At 59.8% G+C, this 21,476-nt stretch carries 17 protein-coding genes and 1 riboswitch; of the genes, 5 read left to right on the forward strand and 12 right to left on the reverse strand.

The features are described from left to right. Positions 1-6: 6 nt before the first annotated feature. Complete coding sequence (locus tag QOM10_RS24260; RefSeq protein ID WP_007917034.1) at positions 7-1,143, reverse strand: acyl-CoA dehydrogenase family protein; 1,137 nt, start codon at positions 1,141-1,143, stop codon at positions 7-9. 250 nt (positions 1,144-1,393) lie between these two features. Here QOM10_RS24260 and QOM10_RS24265 point away from each other — a divergent pair, with 250 nt between their 5' ends. Beyond that, positions 1,394-2,290 carry a GlxA family transcriptional regulator gene (locus tag QOM10_RS24265; protein ID WP_174245138.1) on the forward strand — a complete coding sequence of 299 codons (897 nt, stop codon included), beginning with the start codon at positions 1,394-1,396 and terminating at the stop codon, positions 2,288-2,290. Between the two features lie 183 nt (positions 2,291-2,473). On the opposite strand, the gene zapE is transcribed toward QOM10_RS24265, so the two are convergent. The 3 genes from zapE to QOM10_RS24280 form a co-directional block, all read right to left on the reverse strand. Then, entirely contained in the window at positions 2,474-3,568 is a 1,095-nt protein-coding gene (zapE, locus tag QOM10_RS24270; RefSeq protein WP_134177972.1) for a cell division protein ZapE, read from the reverse strand. 90 nt (positions 3,569-3,658) lie between these two features. Next, positions 3,659-5,014 (reverse strand): tryptophan--tRNA ligase, encoded by a 1,356-nt coding sequence (locus tag QOM10_RS24275; protein ID WP_316917078.1) that lies wholly within the window; start codon positions 5,012-5,014, stop codon positions 3,659-3,661. 24 nt (positions 5,015-5,038) lie between these two features. Next, on the reverse strand, positions 5,039-5,668 hold the full coding sequence (locus QOM10_RS24280) for an alpha/beta hydrolase (protein WP_150774950.1): 630 nt from the start codon (positions 5,666-5,668) through the stop codon (positions 5,039-5,041). 144 nt (positions 5,669-5,812) lie between these two features. On the opposite strand from QOM10_RS24280, the gene QOM10_RS24285 reads away from it, so the two are divergent. Continuing rightward, positions 5,813-6,247 (forward strand): YhcB family protein, encoded by a 435-nt coding sequence (locus tag QOM10_RS24285; protein ID WP_007917055.1) that lies wholly within the window; start codon positions 5,813-5,815, stop codon positions 6,245-6,247. A gap of 223 nt (positions 6,248-6,470) precedes the next feature. On the opposite strand, the gene QOM10_RS24290 is transcribed toward QOM10_RS24285, so the two are convergent. The 7 genes from QOM10_RS24290 to QOM10_RS24320 all read right to left on the reverse strand — a co-directional run bounded on the left by QOM10_RS24290 (position 6,471) and on the right by QOM10_RS24320 (position 17,577). Continuing rightward, a complete protein-coding gene (locus tag QOM10_RS24290; protein ID WP_127929722.1) occupies positions 6,471-7,208 on the reverse strand; it encodes an OmpA family protein in 738 nt (245 codons plus the stop codon). A gap of 118 nt (positions 7,209-7,326) precedes the next feature. Beyond that, the gene (locus tag QOM10_RS24295; RefSeq protein WP_127929723.1) at positions 7,327-7,971 is read right to left on the reverse strand and encodes an MBL fold metallo-hydrolase; all 645 of its coding nucleotides are present in this window, start codon (positions 7,969-7,971) and stop codon (positions 7,327-7,329) included. A gap of 51 nt (positions 7,972-8,022) precedes the next feature. Continuing rightward, positions 8,023-10,758 (reverse strand): LuxR C-terminal-related transcriptional regulator, encoded by a 2,736-nt coding sequence (locus QOM10_RS24300; protein ID WP_150750481.1) that lies wholly within the window; start codon positions 10,756-10,758, stop codon positions 8,023-8,025. Positions 10,759-10,945: 187 nt separating this feature from the next. Then, entirely contained in the window at positions 10,946-12,310 is a 1,365-nt protein-coding gene (locus QOM10_RS24305) for a DUF1329 domain-containing protein (RefSeq protein ID WP_095050635.1), read from the reverse strand. Positions 12,311-12,337: 27 nt separating this feature from the next. Continuing rightward, positions 12,338-14,227: a DUF1302 domain-containing protein gene (locus QOM10_RS24310; RefSeq protein WP_150750482.1), complete on the reverse strand. Its 1,890-nt coding sequence runs from the start codon at positions 14,225-14,227 to the stop codon at positions 12,338-12,340. Between the two features lie 336 nt (positions 14,228-14,563). Continuing rightward, on the reverse strand, positions 14,564-16,246 hold the full coding sequence (locus QOM10_RS24315) for a fatty acid--CoA ligase (protein WP_316917079.1): 1,683 nt from the start codon (positions 16,244-16,246) through the stop codon (positions 14,564-14,566). A 146-nt stretch (positions 16,247-16,392) separates the two neighbouring features. Continuing rightward, positions 16,393-17,577: an MFS transporter gene (locus QOM10_RS24320; protein ID WP_316917080.1), complete on the reverse strand. Its 1,185-nt coding sequence runs from the start codon at positions 17,575-17,577 to the stop codon at positions 16,393-16,395. Positions 17,578-17,662: 85 nt separating this feature from the next. On the opposite strand from QOM10_RS24320, the gene QOM10_RS24325 reads away from it, so the two are divergent. Continuing rightward, positions 17,663-18,427 carry an AraC family transcriptional regulator gene (locus QOM10_RS24325; protein ID WP_150774949.1) on the forward strand — a complete coding sequence of 255 codons (765 nt, stop codon included), beginning with the start codon at positions 17,663-17,665 and terminating at the stop codon, positions 18,425-18,427. A gap of 117 nt (positions 18,428-18,544) precedes the next feature. Here QOM10_RS24325 and QOM10_RS24330 read toward each other — a convergent pair whose 3' ends face one another. Then, positions 18,545-19,174: a LysE family translocator gene (locus tag QOM10_RS24330; RefSeq protein WP_007912807.1), complete on the reverse strand. Its 630-nt coding sequence runs from the start codon at positions 19,172-19,174 to the stop codon at positions 18,545-18,547. 91 nt (positions 19,175-19,265) lie between these two features. On the opposite strand from QOM10_RS24330, the gene QOM10_RS24335 reads away from it, so the two are divergent. Beyond that, a complete protein-coding gene (locus QOM10_RS24335; protein ID WP_316917081.1) occupies positions 19,266-20,231 on the forward strand; it encodes a 2-hydroxyacid dehydrogenase in 966 nt (321 codons plus the stop codon). Between the two features lie 32 nt (positions 20,232-20,263). Next, positions 20,264-21,262 (forward strand): class I SAM-dependent methyltransferase, encoded by a 999-nt coding sequence (locus tag QOM10_RS24340; RefSeq protein WP_077574494.1) that lies wholly within the window; start codon positions 20,264-20,266, stop codon positions 21,260-21,262. Between the two features lie 51 nt (positions 21,263-21,313). Further along, positions 21,314-21,436: riboswitch (yybP-ykoY riboswitch) on the forward strand. The last annotated feature ends 40 nt before the right edge of the window (positions 21,437-21,476 follow it).

A 21,476-nucleotide genomic window follows, 5' to 3' on the forward strand; every position in this document is an offset into this window, starting at 1 on the left:
CGATCATCAAAGCGACCGCGCAATAATCTCCTTCATGATTTCATTGGTACCGGCGTAAATCCGTTGCACCCGCGCATCCGCCCACGCCCGGGCCACCGGGTATTCCCACATGAAGCCGTAGCCGCCATGCAATTGCACGCATTCGTCGAGCACCTTGCATTGCAGGTCGGTGCCCCAATACTTGGCCATCGCCGCTGTCGGCACATCCAGCTTGCCTTGCAGGTGCAACTCCAGACACTTGTCGACGAACACTCGGCCGATCTGGATTTCCGTGGCCATCTCGGCCAGCTTGAAGCGCGTGTTCTGGAAGTCGGCAATCGCCTTGCCGAACGCTTTGCGATCACGGGTGTAATCGAGCGTCCACTGCAACGCTGCTTCGGCTGAGGCGAGGCCACCGATCGCCACGGTCAGACGCTCCTGCGGCAACTCCTGCATCAGATAAGCAAACCCTGCCCCGGCCTGTCCCAGAAGGTTTTCCTTGGGCACGCGCACATCCTGGAAGAACAACTCGGAGGTGTCCTGCGCCTTCATGCCGACCTTCTCCAGGCGCTTGCCCTTGTCGAAGCCCGGCGTATTCGCTTCCACCAGAAACAGGCTGGTGCCCTTGGCGCCGGCCTTTGGATCGGTCTTGGCGACCACGATCACCAGGTCCGCGAGAAAGCCGTTGGTGATAAAGGTTTTCGAACCGTTGATCACATACTCGTCACCGTCCAGCACGGCCGTAGTTTTCACGCCTTGCAGGTCGGAACCGGCACCCGGCTCGGTCATGGCGATGGCCGTGACCATCTCGCCCGAAACCAGTTTCGGCAGGTATTTGTGCTTCAGCGCTTCGCTGCCGTAATGCAGGATGTACGGCGCGACAATGTCCGAGTGCAGCGAAAAGCCGATCCCGGTCAAACCCAATCTACCGACCTCTTCGATCACCACGGCGCTGTAGAGAAAATCTGCCCCCAGCCCGCCGTACTCTTCCGGCAGGTGCGAGCAGAGCATTCCCGCCTCGCCTGCCTTGTTCCAGAGTTTGCGGTCGATATAGCCTTGTTTCTCCCATTGCGCATGAAACGGCACGGCCTCTTTTTCGAGGAAGGTTCGTACGCTGTCGCGAAACAATTCGTGCTCGGAGCTGAACAAGGTTCTGGGGATCATGCGGCACCTTTCTTTCTTGTTGGAGGGAGATGACCTTCAGAGACTAAGCCTCCCCTCCGACACAGGACACTGGACACATCCGACAAAAAATAAGACGATCCAGCCGTCTGGTGACCACTTTCCCTTATAAAAACAAAACAAAAGTTGAATTATGTCCAAGCAAGTCTCCACGCCCTTGCGGCGCGTCAGCATCCTGGCAATCGACCGGGTTTTCGCTTCCACTCTCATGCAAGCCAAGGATTTCTTCCATCTGGCCAGCCTGCGTTATGGCAAACAACTGGGCCACGGCCTGACTCCGGCGTTCGAAACACGCCTGGTCAGCCCCGACGGCAAACCGGTGAACAGCTTCAGTGACGTCGTGATGCCGGTCGACGGCGGCCTGGAAAACGCCGATGTCATTATCCTCCCGGCGTTCTGGGACGATTTCGACACACTGTGCGGCCGTTATCCACAAGTCCTGCCGTGGCTGCGCGAACAGCACTCACGCGGCGCCGTGTTGTGCGGCGAAGCCACCGGGGTGTTCTGGCTGGCCGAGGCCGGCCTGCTCAACGGCAAGGAGGCGACCACCTACTGGCGTTTCTTCAATGCCTTTGCCGAGCGTTTTCCGAAGGTCTATCTGAATCAGGACAAGCACCTGACCGATGCAGACAACTTGTATTGCGCTGGCGGCACCACCTCAGCCTGCGACCTTTACATCTACTTGATCGAACGCTTCTGCGGAGCCAACGTCGCGCAAGCCGTGGCCCGCGACATCCTTTACGAAGTGCAGCGCAGCTATTCGCCGGGACGCATCGGGTTCGGTGGGCAGAAACTGCATCAGGACGTGATCATTCTGCAGATCCAGCACTGGCTCGAAGAGCATTTCGCCGACAAGTTCCGCTTCGAAGACGTCGCTCGCGAGCATGGCATGAGCATCCGCAACTTCATGCGGCGCTTCCAGACGGCCACCGGTGACAAGCCACTGCATTACTTGCAACGCCTGCGTATCGAGACGGCGAAAGGCTTGTTGTCCGGCAGCCGCAAAAGCATCAAGACCATCAGTTATGAGGTCGGTTACGACGATGCGAGCTTCTTTGCGCGGTTGTTCCGCCAGCATACGGAGCTGTCGCCGAATCAGTATCGGCAGCAGTTTCAGCAGGCTGCGTAGCCCTCTGCCCATACCAAACCCATGTAGGAGTGAGCCTGCTCGCGATTGCGTCCGTCCATGCAGCATTTATGTGACTGATCCACCGCTATCGCGAGCAGGCTCACTCCTACAGGGTATTGCGGTGAATTCTGGACATAAAAAAGGGCCTGCAGTTGCAGGCCCTTTTTTGTTTCGCGATTCTGTTTAAGGCTTGTGAGCCCGCGACAGGAATTCGTGCGATTGCATCTCCAGCAAACGGCTCAGCGTGCGCTGGAACTCGAAGTTCAGACGGCCGCCGGTGTACAGATCCTTCAGCTCGACCTCGGCAGAAATGATCAGCTTGACGTTGCGGTCGTAGAACTCGTCAACCATGTTGATGAAACGGCGGGCAATGTCGTCGGTGGTGACGCTCATCTGCTCGACACCGCTGAGCAACACAGCGTGGAAGATCTTGCCCAGTTCGATGTAGTCGTTCTGGCTACGCGGGCCGTCGCACAGTTCGCGGAAGTCGAACCAGGCCACGTCGTCACACGTGCGCAGCGCACGGATCTCGCGGTTTTCGATCATCAACACGTCGTTCTCGACCGCAGCAGTGCATTCCGGCGTCAGCGCCTTGAAGCTCTTGCGCAGGCTTTCGTGAGCGGCTTCGTCGAGCGGATAGTGGAACAGCTCCGCTTGTTCGAGGTGACGCAGACGATAGTCGACGCCGCTGTCGACGTTGACGATCTCGGTGTTCTGCTTGATCAGGGCAATGGCCGGCATGAAGCGCGCGCGTTGCAGACCGTCCTTGTACAGACCGTCCGGAACGATGTTCGAGGTCGCGACCAGGGTCACGCCGTTCTTGAACAGTTCTTCCATCAGCGTGCCGAGGATCATCGCGTCAGTGATGTCGGAGACAAAGAATTCATCGAAGCAAATCACCCGCGACTCGGTCGCGAAACGCTTGGCGATGATGGTCAGCGGGTTTTTCTCGCCGCCGAGGGTTTTCATTTCTTCGTGTACACGCTTCATGAAGCGGTGGAAGTGGGTGCGGGTCTTTTCCTTGAACGGCAGCGCTTCGAAGAAGGTGTCGACCAGGTAAGTCTTGCCGCGACCTACGCCGCCCCAGAAATACAGGCCCTTGACCGGCGTCTGATCCTTTTTGCCGAACAGTTTGCTCAGCAGACCCGGCTTGTTCTGATCGGCGGCGATCAGATCCTCGTACAGACGCTGCAAATGACGCACAGCAGTTTCCTGCGCGGCGTCATGGAAGAAGTCCGGGCGTTTCAGATCAGCTTGGTATCGTTCTAGGGGCGTCATAATTCGTTAGCAAGGCAACAAAAACGGGCCGTCACTGTAGCGACGGCCCGTGGGAATGGCAATCGGCCCTTGGTCGGACCGTGCCGCCGATTAGTCCTGAACCGGGGTCAGCGCGATGCGCAAAGCCTCGATGGCCGCGTCCCGCGCAGCAGCATCGGCGAACGCCGGGCTGTCGCCAACGCACTCGCCTTCCAGCCACACGCTGAAGCTCAGGTCTTCGCTGCGCACGTCCAGCGGCTGACCGGATTGCAGTTGCTTGGTCACCTGCCCGGCAGTTTTGCCGTCAGCGAAGTTGCGCGACAACAGCAGTTGCTCGCCATCGGCCGCCAGCAGACGGAAACGGAAGCTGCCGTCGTCTTCACGGAAACTGACGAAACGCGCGGCTTTCGCGGCTTTCTTCTTGGTGGTCGTAGCGACTTGCACCTGATTGACGAAAGAACGCAGGCCAACGGCTTCACGCAGCTCGTTGAGGAACGGCGTTGCCACCGCACGGGCCTTTTTCGCACCGATCTGCAGAATGTCTTCCAGATCCGCCGGGCGCTCGATCAACTGGTGATACTTGTCGCGAGCCTCGCCGAGATCGTTGTCGAGCAGTTGGAACAGACGGCTCTTCGCCTCGCCCCAACCCAGACCGCCCAACAATTCGCTACGGAATTCGTCAGCCTGCGCTGGTGTGGCAAAGGCCTGGAACAGGGTGAACAGGTGCGAGTTGTCCGGATCCTTGGCTTCGCCCGGCGCTTTGGAGTCGGTGACGATCCGCGAGATCGCGTCCTTCATCTCTTTGGCGCTGGAGAACAACGGAATGGTGTTGTCGTAGCTCTTCGACATCTTGCGACCGTCGAGGCCTGGCAACGTCGCCACGCTTTCTTCGATCAGCGCTTCGGGCATGGTGAAGAATTCTTTGCCCTGACCGAACAGGTGGTTGAAACGCTGGCCGATATCGCGGGCCATTTCCACGTGCTGGATCTGGTCACGACCGACCGGCACTTTGTGCGCATTGAACATCAGGATGTCCGCCGCCATCAGCACCGGGTAGCTGTAGAGGCCCATGGTAATACCGGCGTCCGGGTCTTCACCGGTTTCAACGTTCTTGTCCACCGACGCCTTGTAGGCGTGCGCGCGGTTGAGCAGGCCCTTGGCGGCAACGCAGGTCAGCAGCCAGGTCAGTTCAGGGATTTCCGGGATGTCGGACTGGCGGTAGAAGGTCACGCGGTCGACATCGAGGCCACCGGCCAGCCAGGTCGCGGCGATTTCCAGACGCGAGCGCTGGATGCGCAGCGGGTCATCGCATTTGATCAGGGCGTGGTAGTCGGCCAGGAAGTAGAACGAATCGGCATTGCTGTCGCGGCTGGCAAGGATCGCCGGGCGGATGGCGCCGGCGTAGTTGCCCAGGTGCGGCGTGCCGGTGGTGGTGATGCCGGTGAGGATACGGGTACGGTTCGTCATGGGTAATCGCTTGTCAGACTGCAATCAATTCGAGAGACGCGGCAGGATCAGATCCTTGAGATCGGTCAGCTTGCCATGAAAAAAGTGTCCGCATTCTGCCACTTTCAGCAGCTCATGGGGGCGCTGGAGTTTTTCCGACCAGTCGTAAACCAGTTGCGGATCGATGACTTCGTCGGTTTCCGGCTGGATCACCGTGAGTTCCCCCTGCTGCGGCAGTTGATCCTGTTCGCCCAGACGCATGACTGCCGGGGCGACCATGAACAGGTGCTTGAGCTGCACGCCTTGGGCTTCGAGACGACCGCCGAGACTTGCTGCAACAAATCCGCCGAAGGAGAAACCGAACAGGGTCAGCGGCAGATCCGGGTGTTTCTCGCGCAACCACTTGGCGGCTGACTGGGCATCGTCGACTTCACCAGTGCCCATATCGTGCGAACCTTCGCTGGCGCCGACGCCGCGATAGTTGAAGCGCAAGGTGATCAGGCCGGCGTCGCGCGCAGTGCGCTGCAGGGTCGAAACGACCTTGTTGAGCATGGTGCCGCCCTGCACCGGGTTCGGATGACAGATCAGCGCGATGCCGCGCGGCTGCTCGTTGTCGAGGTACAAAGCTTCGATTTGGCCGACTGGGCCGGCAATCACTACAGGGGTTTCACGCATCAGCAAGGAAGGAACTCCGTGACCTCGAATCGGGTCGACTCGTCTAGCAAATTGTCTGTGCCAATCTATTGCGAGTGAATCGCGGTATACAGCGCAGGTTCGAGCCGTTAACGTAAAGCAAAGCCGTTTATAGAGGAAGGACTCGTGGAACACTCGCTCTTAGTTTGGTTGTTACCGACTCTTGCCCTGGTTGTGGGTGTCGCCATTGGATTCCTGATCGCGCGCGTTGCGCCGAACGCCGCGCCGAGCCGTACGCAGCGTCAACTGGATGATATCCAGGAGCGTTTCGACAGTTATCAAAATGAAGTGGTCACCCACTTCAACAGCACCGCGATGCTGGTCAAGAAGCTGACCCAGAGCTATCAGGAAGTGCAGGATCATCTCGCCGAGGGCGCCAATCGTCTGGCCCTGGACGAGCAGACCCGCCAGCGCCTGATCGCCGCCCTGCACGCTGACGCGGCAGTCGCGCCACGTGAACGCCTGACGCCACCGCGCGATCAGGAGCCGCCGCGTGACTACGCACCGAAGACTCCGAACTCGCCGGGCATGCTCGATGAGCATTATGGTCTGAAGAAGTAATCAGCCTTCGCTGGTAAAAAAGCCCCCGGACAGTGATGTGTCCGGGGGCTTTTTTGTGTCTGTAATCTTCGGTGCTGGTAGCGGCCCCTTCGCGAGCAGGCTCGCTCCCACAGGGGAATGCATTTCAAATGTGGGAGCGAACCGGCTCGCGAAGGGGCCGGCACAGGCCAGACAAAAAAATGCCCGATCACAGGATCGGGCATTTCTTCAATCAGGCATTCAGTTACGGATATTGCTGAACCGTACCCGGCTGCTGTTGCTGCTGACCACCATACTGCTGACCCGGAATCGCTTTCAGGTTGACTTCAACGCGGCGGTTCTGCGCCCGGCCATTCACATCGCCATTGCTGGCGATCGGGTTATCCGGACCGGCGCCACGGGCCGACAGGTTGGCACCGCTGACACCTTGCGAGGTCAGGTAGGTCGCCACGCTCTGCGCACGACGCTGCGACAGGTCCATGTTGTGCTGGCGGCTGCCGGTGCTGTCGGTGTAGCCGACGATTTCGATCTGGTTCTGGCTGAACTCTTTCAACGAGCCCGCGAGGTTGTTCAGCGGCTGGTAGAAGCTGGAGGCGATGTTCGCCGAATCGGTGGCGAACGTGATATTGCCTGGCATGATCAGCTTGATCTGGTCGCCCTGACGCTGCACTTCAACGCCGGTGTTGGCCATGCTCGCGCGCAGTTTCTTTTCCTGCTGGTCGGCGTAGTAACCGTAACCGGCAGCGGAAGCACCCACCACTGCGGCGCCGATCAAGGCACCCTTGCCGCGGTTGTTGTGGTCGATGGCAGCACCGGCGAGCGCACCGGCCAGAGCGCCGAGGCCGCCGTATTTGGCGGTTTTGCTCATGCCTTGCGAGCCGCTGTCAGCCTGGCCTTGATTGTCATACGGGTTAGGCGAGGCGCAGCCGGACAGCAAGGCCACGGCAGTAGCGACAATAATCAAACGACGCTTGGTGAACATGGAGAGCTCCTGGTTTTTCGCATTCTGTGGTGCAGCGGCCACTGGGTTAAATGGACCTGCGCGGGCGTTGGATCATGACAATGCACAAAAATTCCGCCGGGCACTCGTGACAAAATATTTAGGCACGCACAAACGGGTTTTCGCGCATTTCGTCACCCAGACGCGTATCCGGCCCGTGACCGGTCACCACGGTCGCATCCTCGTCCAGCGTGTACAGCCGCTGCTTGATCGAACGCACGATGGTCGCCTGATCGCCGCCCCACAAATCCGTGCGCCCTACGCCGCGACGAAACAACGTGTCGCCGGCAATCAACAGCTTAGCCTCGGAAAACCAAAAGCTCATGGAACCGGGTGTATGTCCCGGCGTATGCAGGGCCACGCCGCAACCACAGGCCAGTTCTTCATCATCGCTCAACCAGCGATCCGGTGACGGCACCGGTGTATACGGCACGCCGAACATCTGGCATTGCATTTCGAGGTTGTCCCAGAGGAATTGGTCTTCCTTGTGCAAATGCAGGGTCGCTCCGGTCTTCTCTTTCATCTGGCCGGAAGCGAGGAAGTGGTCGAGATGCGCGTGGGTGTGGATGATGCTGACGACTTTCAGGCCATGCGCATCGAGACGCGCCATGATCAGGTCAGGATTGCCGCCCGGGTCGACGACGATGGCTTTCTTTGTAATCGGATCGCCGATGATGGTGCAGTTGCACTGGAGCGGGCCGACGGGGAAGGTTTCGCGGATGAGCACTGGGCTTGAAACGGTCATGGGAAATCCTGGGCAGTGGCTCGAAACGGCCGATCGGCAATTTTACCGTCGCTAGATCATTAACCCCAGCTCTTTGGCCCGCGCCACTGCCTGTGTGCGCCGCTCAACCCCCAACTTGCTGTTGATATGACTGGCGTGAGTTTTTACGGTGTGCAGGGATATGAACAACTGCTCGCTGATTTCCTGATTCGAACAGCCTTGAGCAATCAGGCGCAGAACGGCCAGCTCTCGACTGCTGAGCTGTTCGGCCACCGAGACCTCTGCGACGGGACGGACAGCGGGAACAGGCAGGTGTCCCAGCAATTGCTGACTGACCGCTGTCGAAACGTTCGAAACCAATTGCCCGCGTAGCCAGTCACCGTACTTTTTCAGCAAACTGTCAAATGGCTGCACCACGCCACCCGCTGCCGCTTCCAATGCCTGGCTCAGCGCTTTTCTGGCCTCCGGCTCACGCCCACACGCCAGCAACAGCGCCACTTTCTGCGTCAACGCCATCACGCTGAGCAACTGCCGCCCGGTCTGCTGACCGTTTTCATGCAACACGTTCAGCCGTCCTTCGGCGAGCATGGGTTGCCCTTGAATCATGTCCAGCAACGCCTGCTGCAGTTCAACATGCAACGGCAACTGTGGATGAAACTCTGGTGGTGCGGCAGCACGCTCGCCGGTGTAAGTCTGCCCAAGACGCGCCAGCCACGCCTCGGCCAGATCGGTGCGGCCCTGCGCCAGCCACAGCTCGCATTTGACCAGCGTGATCATCGCCAGGTAGTAGATCGGCGGCACGTCCCAGATGTGCATCAGGCGTTCGGCTTCGGCGAGTTCGGCAAAGGCCTTGGCGAATTCGCCACTGCTGCCGTCCAGACGAGCGATGACACAATGGCCGATCAACACACTGATATCGCGGCAGGCACGCGCCTCACCAATCCCGGCCAACAAGCGCAAACGAGCGGCCTGAGGCTGCAAGCGCATCGCCAATAGAAAACCTTCGTACAACGTCAGCCGCGCACGCACCGCGTATAAGCGTTGTGGCGACAGACCGCGCAAGCGTTCCAACCCCTGATGGACTTCATCGAGTGCGCGCAGAATCTCGCCACGCGCCTGCAAAACACGCGCACGATCGTAATGCGCCAACGCTTCAAACAGAGGATTGCCGACGCGCTGCGCCAGCTCCAGGGATTCACGATTAAGGCCGCGGGCGCGCCATAGATCGCCGTCGGCAATGGCCAGATTGGACAAGGTCGATAAACACATCAATCGCTGACCGTAACGCTTGGCTGGCAGGCTTTCCAATGCTTCGCTGCAATACCTGAGGGTCAACTCACGATGGCCGCGGCCACGGGCAATGATCCCGCTCAATGCCAGCCATTGCGCCAGCATCGATTTTTGCGCGGTGGCAGACGGCGCCGGCAGAAAGCGGCTCAAGTGGCCGGACAACTCTTCGGCCGCATCGAGCTGACACGCCAGCCCCAATGCCCAGCTGTACAGCACGATCAGCCGCGGCGTGCTGATCAGCAAGCTGTCAGGTAAATCCATTTTCCAGCGCAGCAGCATGCCGACGTTTTGTTCGGCCAGCAGCTGTTCCTCGGAAAGATTCTGTACCAGATTTGCCGCCACATCGAGGTGACCAGCGCGCAATGCCTGCTCCACCGCCTCGTCGAGCAAGCCCTGGGCATTGAACCAGCGACACGCACGCAGATGCAGCGTTGCGGTCGGCACCATCGCTTGCGCTATCGGCCGGCTGCGCAACAAATCGGAGAACAGATGGTGGTAGCGATACCAGTGCCCGTGCTCGTCCAGCGGTACGAGAAAGACCTGATGCGCAAGCAGAAAGCGCAGGATCTCGGCACTGTCATGGGCCTCGCGAACGGCATCGCACAACTCGCTGCAAAAGCGTTCCTGGGGAGCGGTGTCGTAAAGGAAGGATTGCACTTCGGCCGGCAGGCAATCGATGACCTCTTCCAGCAGATAATCGCGAATCAGCCCTTCCCCGCCGTTCAACGTTTGCGGCAATGCGGCATCGCTGCCGGCTTCAGACATCGCCAGCAACCAGAAACGCAAACCGGCAACCCAGCCCTCACTGCGCTGAATCAGATTTTCCAGGGCTTCACCGCGCAGAGACGTGCTGTGGCGATCGAGCAAGGTCAGGGCTTCGTCGTGGGTCAGACGCAGATCAGACTCATGCAGCTCCAGTAACTGCCGCGACAGACGCAAACGCGCCAGATGCCAGTCCGGACGCTGCCGGCTGGTGACCATCACCAGCAAGCCGTCAGGCAAATGATTGAGAAAAAACTGCAGGCACCGGTCGAGTACCGGACCTTGCGCAAGATGATAGTCGTCGAGCACCAGCAGCAGCGGCTTGGCGGGATCGAGGTGCAGGGTCAACTCATCGAGCAAGCCGTCGAGCCATTCTTCGAAGGCAAACGGCTGATGACGTTGGCGCATTTTCAGCAGGCCGAGTGCACGACTGCCCAGTTGCGGAAAGTAGTCCTGCAAGCCTTCGAGCAAACGCTCAAGAAAGCGTCCGGGGTCGCTGTCGCGCGGGCTCAGGCCCAGCCAGAGGCTTTGCCAGTGCGCCGGCAGACTCTGACAGAACTCCACCGCCAGCGAGCTCTTGCCGAATCCGGCGGGGGCGCTGACCAGCAACAGGCGCCCACCGAGTCCGGCCTGCAGGCGCTCGCAAAGACGTGGTCGCAAAACGTAGCCGTCGGGCAGCGGTGGGCGAAAAAAACGCCCGTCCAGTGCCGCGACGGCAACGCTTGCGGGACCCGGAAGTGGGGACAGATCAGTCATGGCCGGCTCTTGTTCGAATTGCTGTTGGCGGCGTTGCAGATGTCCGCAGACTAGCCTTAAACGAACCGGTTATGAAGGTTGCTGCTACAAATGGCTACAAAAAGGCTACGGAAAAATCCGCAGACAAAAAAACGCCCCGAACCGGTCGGGGCGTTTTCACGAGGATGCGGCCTCGGGTTACAGCAGGTTAGCGAACGCCATCCTGACGCAGTGCGGCCGGGGTGAAATCGCTGGTGGTGGCAGTGAAGCCGAAGTCATACGCACTCTTCTCTTCGTTCTTCATGCCCAGTGCCAGGTAGCGGCCGGACTGCAGGTCGTAGAGGGTTTCCAGGGCATACCACGGCACTTGCTTGTCGTAGTAGTTCTCGGCATGCGCTTCGGCAACGCGCCACAGTTGGCCACGACCGTCATAGTGGTCGATCACTGCCGCCTGCCAGGTGTCCTCGTCGATGTAGAAGTCACGTTTGGCGTAGATGTGGCGCTGACCTTCCTTCAAGGTTGCTACCACATGCCAGACGCGGCGCAGTTCGTAACGCGCCAGGTCCTGGTTGATGTGGCCGGCCTTGATGATGTCGGCGTATTTCAGCTTCGGATCGTCGAGCTTGTAGCTGTCGGAGGCGATGTACATCTCTTTCTTGCCTTCGAGCTTCCAGTCGTAGCGATCCGGTGCACCGTTGAACATGTCGAGGTTGTCGGAGGTACGCAGACCGTCGGCGGCAGTACCCGGACCGTCATAGGACACTTGTGGTGCACGGCGCACACGGCGCTGACCGGCGTTGTAGACCCACGCCGAACGTGGTTCCTTCACTTGGTCGAGGGTCTCGTGCACCAGCAGCACACCACCGGCCAGACGTGCCGGCGCGGTCACTTTCTGCTTGAAGTAGAACAGGATATTGCCCGGGTTCGCCGGATCGTAGTCCTTCATCTTGTCGCGGAACACGAACTGATCCTGGAAGTACACCAGGCTGTACGAGCCGTTCGGTTGCGGCGTGGCCTGAGTCACCAGACGAGTCACGCTGCCGCCGCGATAGCGGGTGATGTGGTTCCAGATGACTTCCACACCGGTTTTCGGAATCGGGAACGGTACGGCGGTATCGAAGTTTTCCAGGCCGTTGCCGCCAGACACCAGGTTGGTGGTGGTGGCGTTTTTCTTGATGGCGGCGAATACGTCATCCGGCACGGTCGCACCGCGATGGGACGGATACACCGGCATCTTGAAGGTGTCCGGGTAACGCTTGAACATCGCGTACTGCCCCGGCGCCAGTTTGTCCTTGTACTTGTCGACGTCTTTCGCAGTGATGGTGAACAGCGGTTGCTCGCTGGCGTATGGATTGGACAGGAACCCCTTGCTGTCGACCGAGCCGGCATTTTTCGGCAGCGGCTTCCACGCCGGGATCGAACCGTCGGCGTTACCGGCCATTTCAGCGCCCATCGGCGTCAGGCTCTTGCCCAGTTTGTCGGCTTCTGCAGCAGGCACCGCAGCCATGACCCCGGTCGCCAGCAGCGACAGACCCAGAACACCGGCGTGGAACAGACTCTTTGTTATTTTCATAAATTCGTTCGTCCTGAAATGCAGTGCTTAGAAGTTCACGCCGAAGCTGAGCGCAACGAAGTCGCGATCATCCACAGTGGTGTACTTGCCATCGAAGAAGTTGGTGTAAGCCAGGCTCGCGGTGTAGGTGTTCTGGTATTCGGCATCGACGCCCAGGCTGACCGCTTTGCGACCTTCCTCGAAGTTACCGCCAGGGCCAGGGGAGTAACCGCTGACGTCGTGGGACCAGGCCACGTTCGGCTTCAGGTTCACACCGGCGAAGACGTCGTTGTATTCCCAGATGGCGCGACCGCGGTAGCCCCACGACACTGAGGTGGTGAAGCCGTCGTTGTCGCAATTGCGGCTGCGGTTGTTCTGCGGCGATCCTGCCCCTGCACCGTTGATGGTGCTGGCATTGAGGATATTGGCGCAGGTGTTGGTCGTGCCAGTGGCTGGCAACTCGCCCGGACCGTAGACCGGATCGCGGCCATAACGCATGTCGGAACGGCTTTCCAGGCCACCGACGTAAGTCGCGCCGACTTCACCGACCAAAGTCAGACGGCTGGCGCCCATGACCTGATCGAAGAAGTGCGTGAACGTTGTCTGGATCTGGGTGATTTCCTTGCGCTCGTAACCGTGCAGATCCTGACCCGGCACACCATTGAGCAGCGAAGCGTTGGTCAGTGCGCCGCCGAGCGGACGTACACCGGCGAACAGGATGTCGGTGGAGTTCAGCTGTACCGGCGCGTTCGGACGATAGCTGATCTCACCGCTCCACGCCGTACCGGTAGGCAGAGTGGTGGAGAAGCTCAGACCGTAGAGGCGAATGTCTTCAGGGTATTCAATGAAGTAGTTCGAGTTGCCCGCGACCAGCAGTGGTGCGAGCGCCGCAAAAGGCCCTGGCAGCGCGCGTGCAGTGTTGTAGACCGATTGTGGCGCACCGGTGGCGCTGAAGATCGGCGCGCGGCTGTGGTAGTTCATGAAGTAGGCGCCGAACTCGGTGTCGAGCGGTTCGTACATGTACTTGAAGGATGCGCCCCACTGACCGCTGTCGCGGGCATCGCGGTCCGGGCCACGACGAACCAGCACACCTTCCTCGTTGACGTTGACGCCGTTGGCGGCCAATGGGCCAAGGGCCACGGCCGGGATTTGCGAACGCTTGTTCAACACGCGCAGGTTGTCGTTGCAACCGTCAGCAACAATGTCCGGCTGCGAGAAGAACGTGCCGCAGTTGTCGACGACGGTCTGGTCCCATTCCAGTTGATAGAACGCTTCGGCCGAAAGGTTTTCGGTCAGGCTCTGGGACACGTAGAACATGTTGACCGGAATCAGGCCTTCCTTGATCTCGGCACCGGGACGGCGGAACGCGGAGACGTCGATCGGGTTGATCGAGTTGATGCCGCCGCCGATGAAGGTACTTTCACCCCAGCTCACAACCTGCTTGCCCAGACGCACGGAGCCCGGCTGATCGGCAATCGCATAGTTGTGGTAGACGAAGGCGTCGAGAATCTGCCCGCCGGACGACTTGGCGCCCTCTTTACGGTTGCTGTCGCTGATGTCTTTGAACTGGCGGCTCTCGTCCTTCAGTTCGAAGTCGTACCAGTATTTGCCACGGACGAATACGCCGGTGTCGCCGTACTTCAGCTCAAGGTCATGAATACCCTTGAAGATCTTCGAGAAGGTTTCACCGCTTTTGAAGTTGGCGTGACCGTCATCGGACGTTTGCGACAGACCGTGGCCGCCGTTGTTGACGCCGATGAGGTTCTTGTTCGGGCTCTGAGTAGACCAACTGGCACCGATCGACAAGGACGAGTCGAACTGGCCTTCGATTTCACCGACGTTGAAACTGACGCCGAATGCGGGCCCGGCGAGCGAGGAGGCAAGACTGACTGCCAGAGGCAGTTTCGCCCGGCGCCAGAACTGGTTTACTGAGGTCATCGACGCTACTCCATGTGCATTATTGTTATGGCAGTGAGTACTTTTAAAAACGCTGTGGAAGACCGGGTGCCAGGGCTGCCCGAATTCACTCCAAAGTTGCTCGCCCCAATCAGTGCGTGTGCTCCGTTCTTAAAAATCCTTGAGCGGACTATAGCCAGCAGGTGGTACTGCTTGATCCCTCTAAAGTGTGATTTGCAGCTGCCGGCCACTCTGGAACAGTCCTTTCGCCAGTCCGACACATGTCGGCACGGCAAGGATGGCTGATTTTTTCGATTTCACAAGGCAAGCGCTTGCTTGGTGGGTCTGGCGCGCCGGTTTCGGCGCGCCAGCAGACACTCAAAGTGTCGAGAGGAAGGTGCTGTTGTTGGCCTGCCATTCAGTGATATCGAGGCGGATGCGCTTCTTGTCGAGCTTGCCGACACTGGTCTTGGGAATTTCGGTAACAAGAGCGATCTGACTCGGAATCGCCCACTTGCTCAGATGGCCCAATTCCACGAACGGCTTGAGGTGTTCCTTGAGCTCGCGCGCCCCGATCACGTGCCCTTCACGGATTACCAGCAAGGCAAACGGACGCTCGCCCCACTGCGGATCGGCGATGCCCACCACTGCTACTTCGCGTACCGCGACGTGACGACTGATCAGGTCTTCGAGGTCCAGCGAGGAGATCCACTCGCCGCCGGTCTTGATCACATCCTTGATGCGGTCGCGGATGTCGATCACGCCCATGCTGTCGAGCGTGGCGACATCACCGGTATGCAGCCAGCCGCCGGCCCAGAGCTCGGCGCCCTTCTGCGGCTCGTTGAAATAACCCTCGGTGAGCCACGGCGCGCGCAGCACCAATTCGCCCTGGGTCTCGCCGTCAGCCGGAAGAAAGTTACCCTCGGCGTCGACGATCGCCGCTTCCACCAGCGGCCCCGGCACGCCGGCCTTGATCCGGTAAGTGGTGCGTTCGTCTTCAGTGCCGGCCATCAATTCATCATTGAGGTGCGCACAGGACACCAACGGCCCGGTTTCCGACATGCCATACGCGGCGGTGAGCTGAATGCCGCGCGCCTTCGCGGTTTCGTAGAGCGTGCGATTGAGCGCGCTGCCGCCAATGACGATTTTCCAGCCACCGAAATCAGTGCCTTGTGCGCCTTTGGCGTTAAGCAGCATTTGCAGGATGGTCGGTACACAGTGAGAGAAGGTGACCTTCTCCTTGCGCCACAACTCGACGAGAAACTCCGGATCGTAACGTCCCGGATAAACCTGTTTCAGGCCCAACATGGTCGCCACGTACGGCAGACCCCAGGCGTGAACGTGGAACATCGGCGTGATCGGCATGTACACATCGTTGGTGCCAAGCAAGCGCACGCTGTCGATCGAACCCATGATCGTCGACACGCCCATGGTGTGCAGCACCAGTTGTCGATGGGTGAAATACACGCCTTTCGGGTTACCGGTGGTGCCGGTGGTGTAGAACGTGGTGGCGACCGAGTTTTCGTCAAAATCCTGAAAGTCGTACTGCGGGCTCGCGGCGGCCAGCAGTTGCTCGTACTCGCCGACCAGATTCGGCAACTCGGCGGTTTTCTCCGGCAGATCGGTCAACAGCAGGGTTTTCTCGACCGTGGTCAGGTGCGGCGCGATCGCGTGATACAGCCCGACGAACTCGCTGTTGACCAGCACAAAGCGGTCCTCGGCGTGGTTCATGGTGTAGAGGATCTGCTCAGGCGAGAGGCGCACGTTGATGGTGTGGATCACCGCGCCGATCATCGGAATGGCAAACATGCACTCCAGATAACGATGGCTGTCCCAGTCCATCACCGCCACCGTGTCACCGGCCTTCACACCGGCCGCCGTCAGCACGTTGGCCAACCGCGCCACGCGCTCGATCAGGGTCGGGTAGCTATAGCGAATCTGGTCGCGGTAAATGATCTCGCGGGTTTTCTCGTAACGGGCGCCGGACATCAGCAGCCGTTTGATCAGCAATGGATACTGGTAGGCCCCATCGGCCGGGGGAATGACGCGAGTCTGCAACATAAGAATCCCTTTTCTGACTGCACGGTGTTGGCGTAGAGACAGGTACTCTAGAACCCTTATACGCCAGCCAAATCAGCCAAAGGAATGATTTGCAAAGCCGTACAAATGCTAGCTTTGCGCCAGCATTTGCCGGTTTTCGTCTTCGGTCAGGCCGTTTGCCCTACAACCTCCTCGGAAGGTGTCCGTGGGAATACGACAGCCGCAAGGAAGGTCAACGCGCCGAAACTCGCGAGAATCAAGTACAGGCCTACAAAGCCATGGCGCGGTTCGACGTAGGAAATCAGCGGTATCGCCGTCGCACTGGCGCCAAACGATAAACAGTAACGCAGAGCGAACACCCGCGATTGCCATTGCGGGGCGACGAAGTTGGCAACCATCGCATCGTTCACTGTTACCTGACCAAACACCACGAACATGAATGCCGCACCCAGCGCGATCACTGCCCAGCCGTCGGCATAGGCCAGCGCGAACAGCAGCGGTGCCTGGCACAACGTCAGGACAACAAACGGCCATTTCAGGCTGAAGCGGTGCAACACCCGACCAATGCTCAACTGCGCCACCGCGCCAAAGGCATAAGCCAGACTGACCACCACACCGAGGGTTTGCGGCGAAGCGAACAGCTCATGCAAACGCTCCTGGAACAGTTTCGGATAAGTCATGGTGGTGGCGTTGAACACCACCCCGCCGGTAGCTGTGGCCAGCGCCAGCACGCCGAACACCATAACCATCGAAATACGCTGACCGGCGGCGCCTTTAAGCGCCGTGTGCGGGCGTTGCGGGATCGGCTCTTCGCGCACCTGCAAGGCGAAGCCAAGACCCAGCACAATCGCCACTGCGCCCGGTATCAGAAACGCCGAGCGCCAGCCGAACTGCGCCACCAGCAAGCCAGTGATCAGCGCCGAAAATGCCACGCCCAGATTGCCCCACATGCCGTTGATGCCGATTTCGCGGCCACGGTTCTGCGCGTAAGCAACCAGCATTGCCGTGCCGACCGGGTGATAAATCGCCGCGAAAATACCGATCAGGGTCAAGCCGATCACCAGCATGCTCGGGCTGTTGCTCAGGCCGGTAAAAATTGCCGAGACGCCAATGCCGAAGAAAAACACCAGCATCATTTGCCGCCGGCTCCAGTGATCGCCCAGCCACCCTGCCGGTAGCGAACAGGCGCCGAAAGCAATGAAACCGCCCAGTGACAGGCCGATCAGCGCGGCGTAATCAAGACCGAAGGCCTGAGTCATGCCGAGCACGGCGGCGGGAAAGATCAGCATGAACATGTGATCGATCACATGAGCGGCGTTGATGTAGCGAATGACATTTCGGGATTGATTCATGGCGGCACGCTTTACGTTGTTGTGTGCCGCTTATGCTAGGTTGGCCATAAAGCGCATTTCTGCCAAGCAAGTCATCGGATCAGACATGTTGATCAGCCATTTCGAACACGGCCCGGTGAGTGCCTACCCCCGGGACTATCTGGACGGCGCCCACCAGCCGCTGCACCTGCATCGCGAGGCGCAATTGCTGTATGCCGTCAGCGGCCTCATGCGCGTGGTCACGGCATCCGGCGCGTGGGTGATTCCGCCAAGCCGCGCGGTGTGGATTCCGCCCGAGGTGGCGCACGAGATTTTCATGAGCGGTGATGTGCAGATGCGCTCGCTGTTCATCGCGCCGGAACTGTCACCCGCCAGTCTGCAACAGTGCTGCGTTTTGGCCGTGACACCGCTGCTGCGCGAGCTGATCCTGCGCGCGGTGCAAGGGCCGCCGCACGCCGACAACCCGCTGATTCAGCAGTTGATGCTGGAAGAACTCGCCAGCCTGGAAAACCTGCCGCTGCACATTCCGATGCCCAGCGACCGGCGCCTGCAAAACATTTGTCTGGCACTGCTGCACACCCCCGATCACGCCAACACCCTGGAAGACTGGGCGCAGCAGGTCGGCGCCAGCTCACGTACGTTGGCGCGGCTGTTTCAGCAACAGTTGCAGATGAGTTTCAACGCCTGGCGCCAGCAACTGCGCCTGATGGAAGCCCTGCCCCGCCTGCTCGCCGGGGATAGCGTGCAGCGTGTGGCGCGGGATCTGGGTTACGGCAGTGCGCGGGCGTTCAGCGCGATGTTTCGCCGCTTGCTCGGGGAAAATCCCCGCGAATACCTCAATAACCTGAGCAAACTCAGCGAGCTTGTGTAAGACCCTGTGGGAGCGAGCCTGCTCGCGAAAGCGGTCTTTCAGCCACCAATAATGTCAACTGACCCAACGCCTTCGCGAGCAGGCTCGCTCCCACAGGTTTAAGTCGCGGTTCTGAGATCAATGCATCTCGGTAAACGCGATTTTCACGCCGAGAGCGATCAGCACCGCGCCCATGGTGCGGTCGAACCAGTGGCCCATGCGGGCGAAACCGGCACGTACACGTTGCTGGCTGAACAGCATCGCCACCAGACAGAACCAAATCGCAGTCGCAACCGCCAGGTAAATACCGTAACCGGCCTGCACGGCCAGTGGCGTGTGCGGGTTGATCACCACGGTGAACAGCGACAAGAAGAACAGCGTGGCTTTCGGATTCAAACCGTTGGTCACGAAGCCCGAGGTGAACGCGCCGCGCGCCGTGCGTACGCCAGCCTCTTTGTGCAGATCATCGGTCACGGTTTTCGCCGGTTGCGCGCGCAGCGCCTTGAAGCCGATGTACAGCAAGTAAGCGGCGGCCGCCCACTTCAACGCGTTGAACAGCACGATCGACTGCGACACGATCAGGCCGATCCCCAGCAGCGAATAACCAACGTGGAGGAAAATCGCCGTGCCCACGCCCAGCGCGGTCCAGGTGCCAGCGCGGCGCCCGTGGGTCACGCTCTCGCGCACCACCACGGCAAAGTCCGGGCCGGGGCTGGCGACGGCCAGCAAGTGGATCAGTGCAACGGTCAAGAACTCGGTCCAGTACATGGGGGCTCCTTTCGGCCAAGCGTATCAATTTGTTTCATCTGGTAGGCTCGGCAGATTACGCCCAACGCTCACAGCACAAAAGGTACAGTTGATGACGAACACGCGCCGTGCGGTATTCCTTGATCACCCTTCGCTGGATCTCGGCGATCTGGACCTCAGTCCGTTGCGCGACTGCTTCAGCGATCTGCAGTTGTTCGCCCAGACCTTGCCCGAGCAAGTCGCCGAGCGTTTGCAAGGCGCCACCGTGGCGATCAGTAACAAGATCCTGATCGACGCCGCCGCGATGGCTGCCAACCCCGATCTGAAACTGATCCTGATCACCGCCACCGGCACCAACAACGTCGACCTCGCCGCCGCCCGCGCGCAGGGCATTACCGTGTGCAACTGTCAGGGTTACGGCACGCCATCGGTGGCGCAACACACCATCATGCTGCTGCTCAACCTCGCCACGCGTCTGGCCGATTATCAGAAAGCCGTCGGTGAAGGTCGCTGGCAGCAGGCCAAACAGTTCTGCCTGCTCGACTATCCGATTGTCGAACTGGAAGGTAAAACCCTTGGCCTGCTTGGGCATGGCGAACTCGGTGGCGCTGTTGCTCGATTAGCCGAAGCGTTCGGCATGCGCGTGTTGCTCGGGCAGATTCCGGGTCGCCCTGCTCGCCCGGATCGTTTGCCGCTGGATGAACTGCTGCCGCAAATCGACGCGCTCACCTTGCACTGTCCGCTCAACGAACACACCCGCCACTTCATCGGTGCCCGCGAACTGGCCGCAATGAAACCCGGTGCGTTCGTGGTCAACACCGCCCGTGGCGGTCTGATCGATGAGCAGGCGCTGGCCGATGCGTTGCGCAACGGCCACCTCGGTGGCGCCGCGACAGATGTGTTGAGCGTCGAGCCGCCGACCCAGGGCAATCCCTTGCTCGCGGCAGATATTCCGTGCCTCATCGTTACGCCGCACAACGCTTGGGGCAGTCGCGAGGCACGCCAGCGCATCGTCGGCCAATTGACCGAAAACGCTCAGGCGTTCTTCAGCGGTAAGGCGCTGCGGGTCGTCAGTTGATAAACTGCGGCACTTTTTTTTGAGGAGCAGTTATGGATCCGCGCAGTGAAGTACTGCTTCGTCAGCCCGAGTTGTTTCAAGGTTCGTTGTTGTTGGCCGGTTTGCCCGCCGACGATTTGCTCGGGCGCCTGCCCAATGCATTCGGCTGGTGCTGGCATGCCGGCGATCAAGCTGCGCTGGACGCACGCTTCGAGGGTCGCAGCCATTTCGGTGTGAACATTCCCGAGCGCGAGTTCGACAGCGCCGTGGTGTTTCTGCCCAAGTCCAAGGACCTGACCGATTACATCCTCAACGCCGTGGCCTCACGTCTGGCCGGGCGTGAAGTGTTTCTGGTCGGGGAAAAACGCAGCGGCATCGAAGGCGCGTCCAAGCAGCTCAACCCGTTCGGCAAGCCGCGCAAGCTCGACAGCGCGCGGCACTGCCAGTTGTGGCAAGTGACTGTGGCCAATGCCCCGGAAGCGAAATCATTGGAAAGCCTGGCGCAGACCTATGAATTGCCACTGGCTGAAGGCCCGTTGAAAGTCATCAGCCTGCCGGGCGTGTTCAGCCACGGTCGCCTGGATCGCGGCAGCGCCCTGTTGCTGGAGCATCTGGACAAATTGCCGAGCGGTCATCTGCTCGACTTCGGTTGCGGCGCAGGTGTGTTGGGCGCTGCGGTCAAACGTCGCTATCCGCACAATCAGGTCACGTTGCTCGATGTGGATGCGTTTGCCGCTGCCAGCAGCCGTCTGACGCTGGCGGCCAACGGTCTGGAAGCTGAAGTGCTGACGGGGGATGGTATCGATGCTGCGCCGATGGGTTTGAATGCGATTCTGAGCAACCCGCCGTTTCATGTCGGCGTGCACACCGATTATTTCGCTACGGAGAACTTGCTGCGAAAAGCAGCCAAACATCTAAAAAACGGCGGCGAACTGCGCTTGGTCGCGAACAGCTTCCTCAAGTATCAACCGCTGATCGAGGAGCATCTTGGCGTGTGTGCGATCAAGGCCGAAGGCAATGGTTTCCGGATTTACCGAGCCAAGCGCGGCTGAAACTTGTTTTAAAAAAGAGGCTTGCTCAATCGGATTTGCCTAGGCAGAATCCGCTCCGTCCTAGGGGAGTAGTCTCCCACGAGCGCCAAGCTCGTCCGGCATACGTCAACATACTTGATCCTCAGATCATGGCGTATGCGACCCAAGCGTCCGCAACAGACGGATCGCAGGGTTTGACAAGACCTATGACACGCACACCTTACCCGGGGCGGGA

Origin of the sequence: Pseudomonas sp. P108, from assembly GCF_032613195.1 — a bacterium.
Classification (GTDB): domain Bacteria; phylum Pseudomonadota; class Gammaproteobacteria; order Pseudomonadales; family Pseudomonadaceae; genus Aquipseudomonas.

Coding starts and splice junctions, on each gene's coding strand:
- QOM10_RS24310 (WP_150750482.1), bottom strand. CDS start 14,227: ATGACCTCAGTAAACCAGTTCTGGCGCCGGGCGAAACTGCCTCTGGCA.
- QOM10_RS24335 (WP_316917081.1), top strand. CDS start 19,266: ATGACGAACACGCGCCGTGCGGTATTCCTTGATCACCCTTCGCTGGAT.
- QOM10_RS24340 (WP_077574494.1), top strand. CDS start 20,264: ATGGATCCGCGCAGTGAAGTACTGCTTCGTCAGCCCGAGTTGTTTCAA.
- QOM10_RS24290 (WP_127929722.1), bottom strand. CDS start 7,208: ATGTTCACCAAGCGTCGTTTGATTATTGTCGCTACTGCCGTGGCCTTG.
- QOM10_RS24295 (WP_127929723.1), bottom strand. CDS start 7,971: ATGACCGTTTCAAGCCCAGTGCTCATCCGCGAAACCTTCCCCGTCGGC.
- QOM10_RS24260 (WP_007917034.1), bottom strand. CDS start 1,143: ATGATCCCCAGAACCTTGTTCAGCTCCGAGCACGAATTGTTTCGCGAC.
- QOM10_RS24280 (WP_150774950.1), bottom strand. CDS start 5,668: ATGCGTGAAACCCCTGTAGTGATTGCCGGCCCAGTCGGCCAAATCGAA.
- QOM10_RS24300 (WP_150750481.1), bottom strand. CDS start 10,758: ATGACTGATCTGTCCCCACTTCCGGGTCCCGCAAGCGTTGCCGTCGCG.
- zapE (WP_134177972.1), bottom strand. CDS start 3,568: ATGACGCCCCTAGAACGATACCAAGCTGATCTGAAACGCCCGGACTTC.
- QOM10_RS24330 (WP_007912807.1), bottom strand. CDS start 19,174: ATGTACTGGACCGAGTTCTTGACCGTTGCACTGATCCACTTGCTGGCC.
- QOM10_RS24325 (WP_150774949.1), top strand. CDS start 17,663: ATGTTGATCAGCCATTTCGAACACGGCCCGGTGAGTGCCTACCCCCGG.
- QOM10_RS24315 (WP_316917079.1), bottom strand. CDS start 16,246: ATGTTGCAGACTCGCGTCATTCCCCCGGCCGATGGGGCCTACCAGTAT.
- QOM10_RS24275 (WP_316917078.1), bottom strand. CDS start 5,014: ATGACGAACCGTACCCGTATCCTCACCGGCATCACCACCACCGGCACG.
- QOM10_RS24320 (WP_316917080.1), bottom strand. CDS start 17,577: ATGAATCAATCCCGAAATGTCATTCGCTACATCAACGCCGCTCATGTG.
- QOM10_RS24305 (WP_095050635.1), bottom strand. CDS start 12,310: ATGAAAATAACAAAGAGTCTGTTCCACGCCGGTGTTCTGGGTCTGTCG.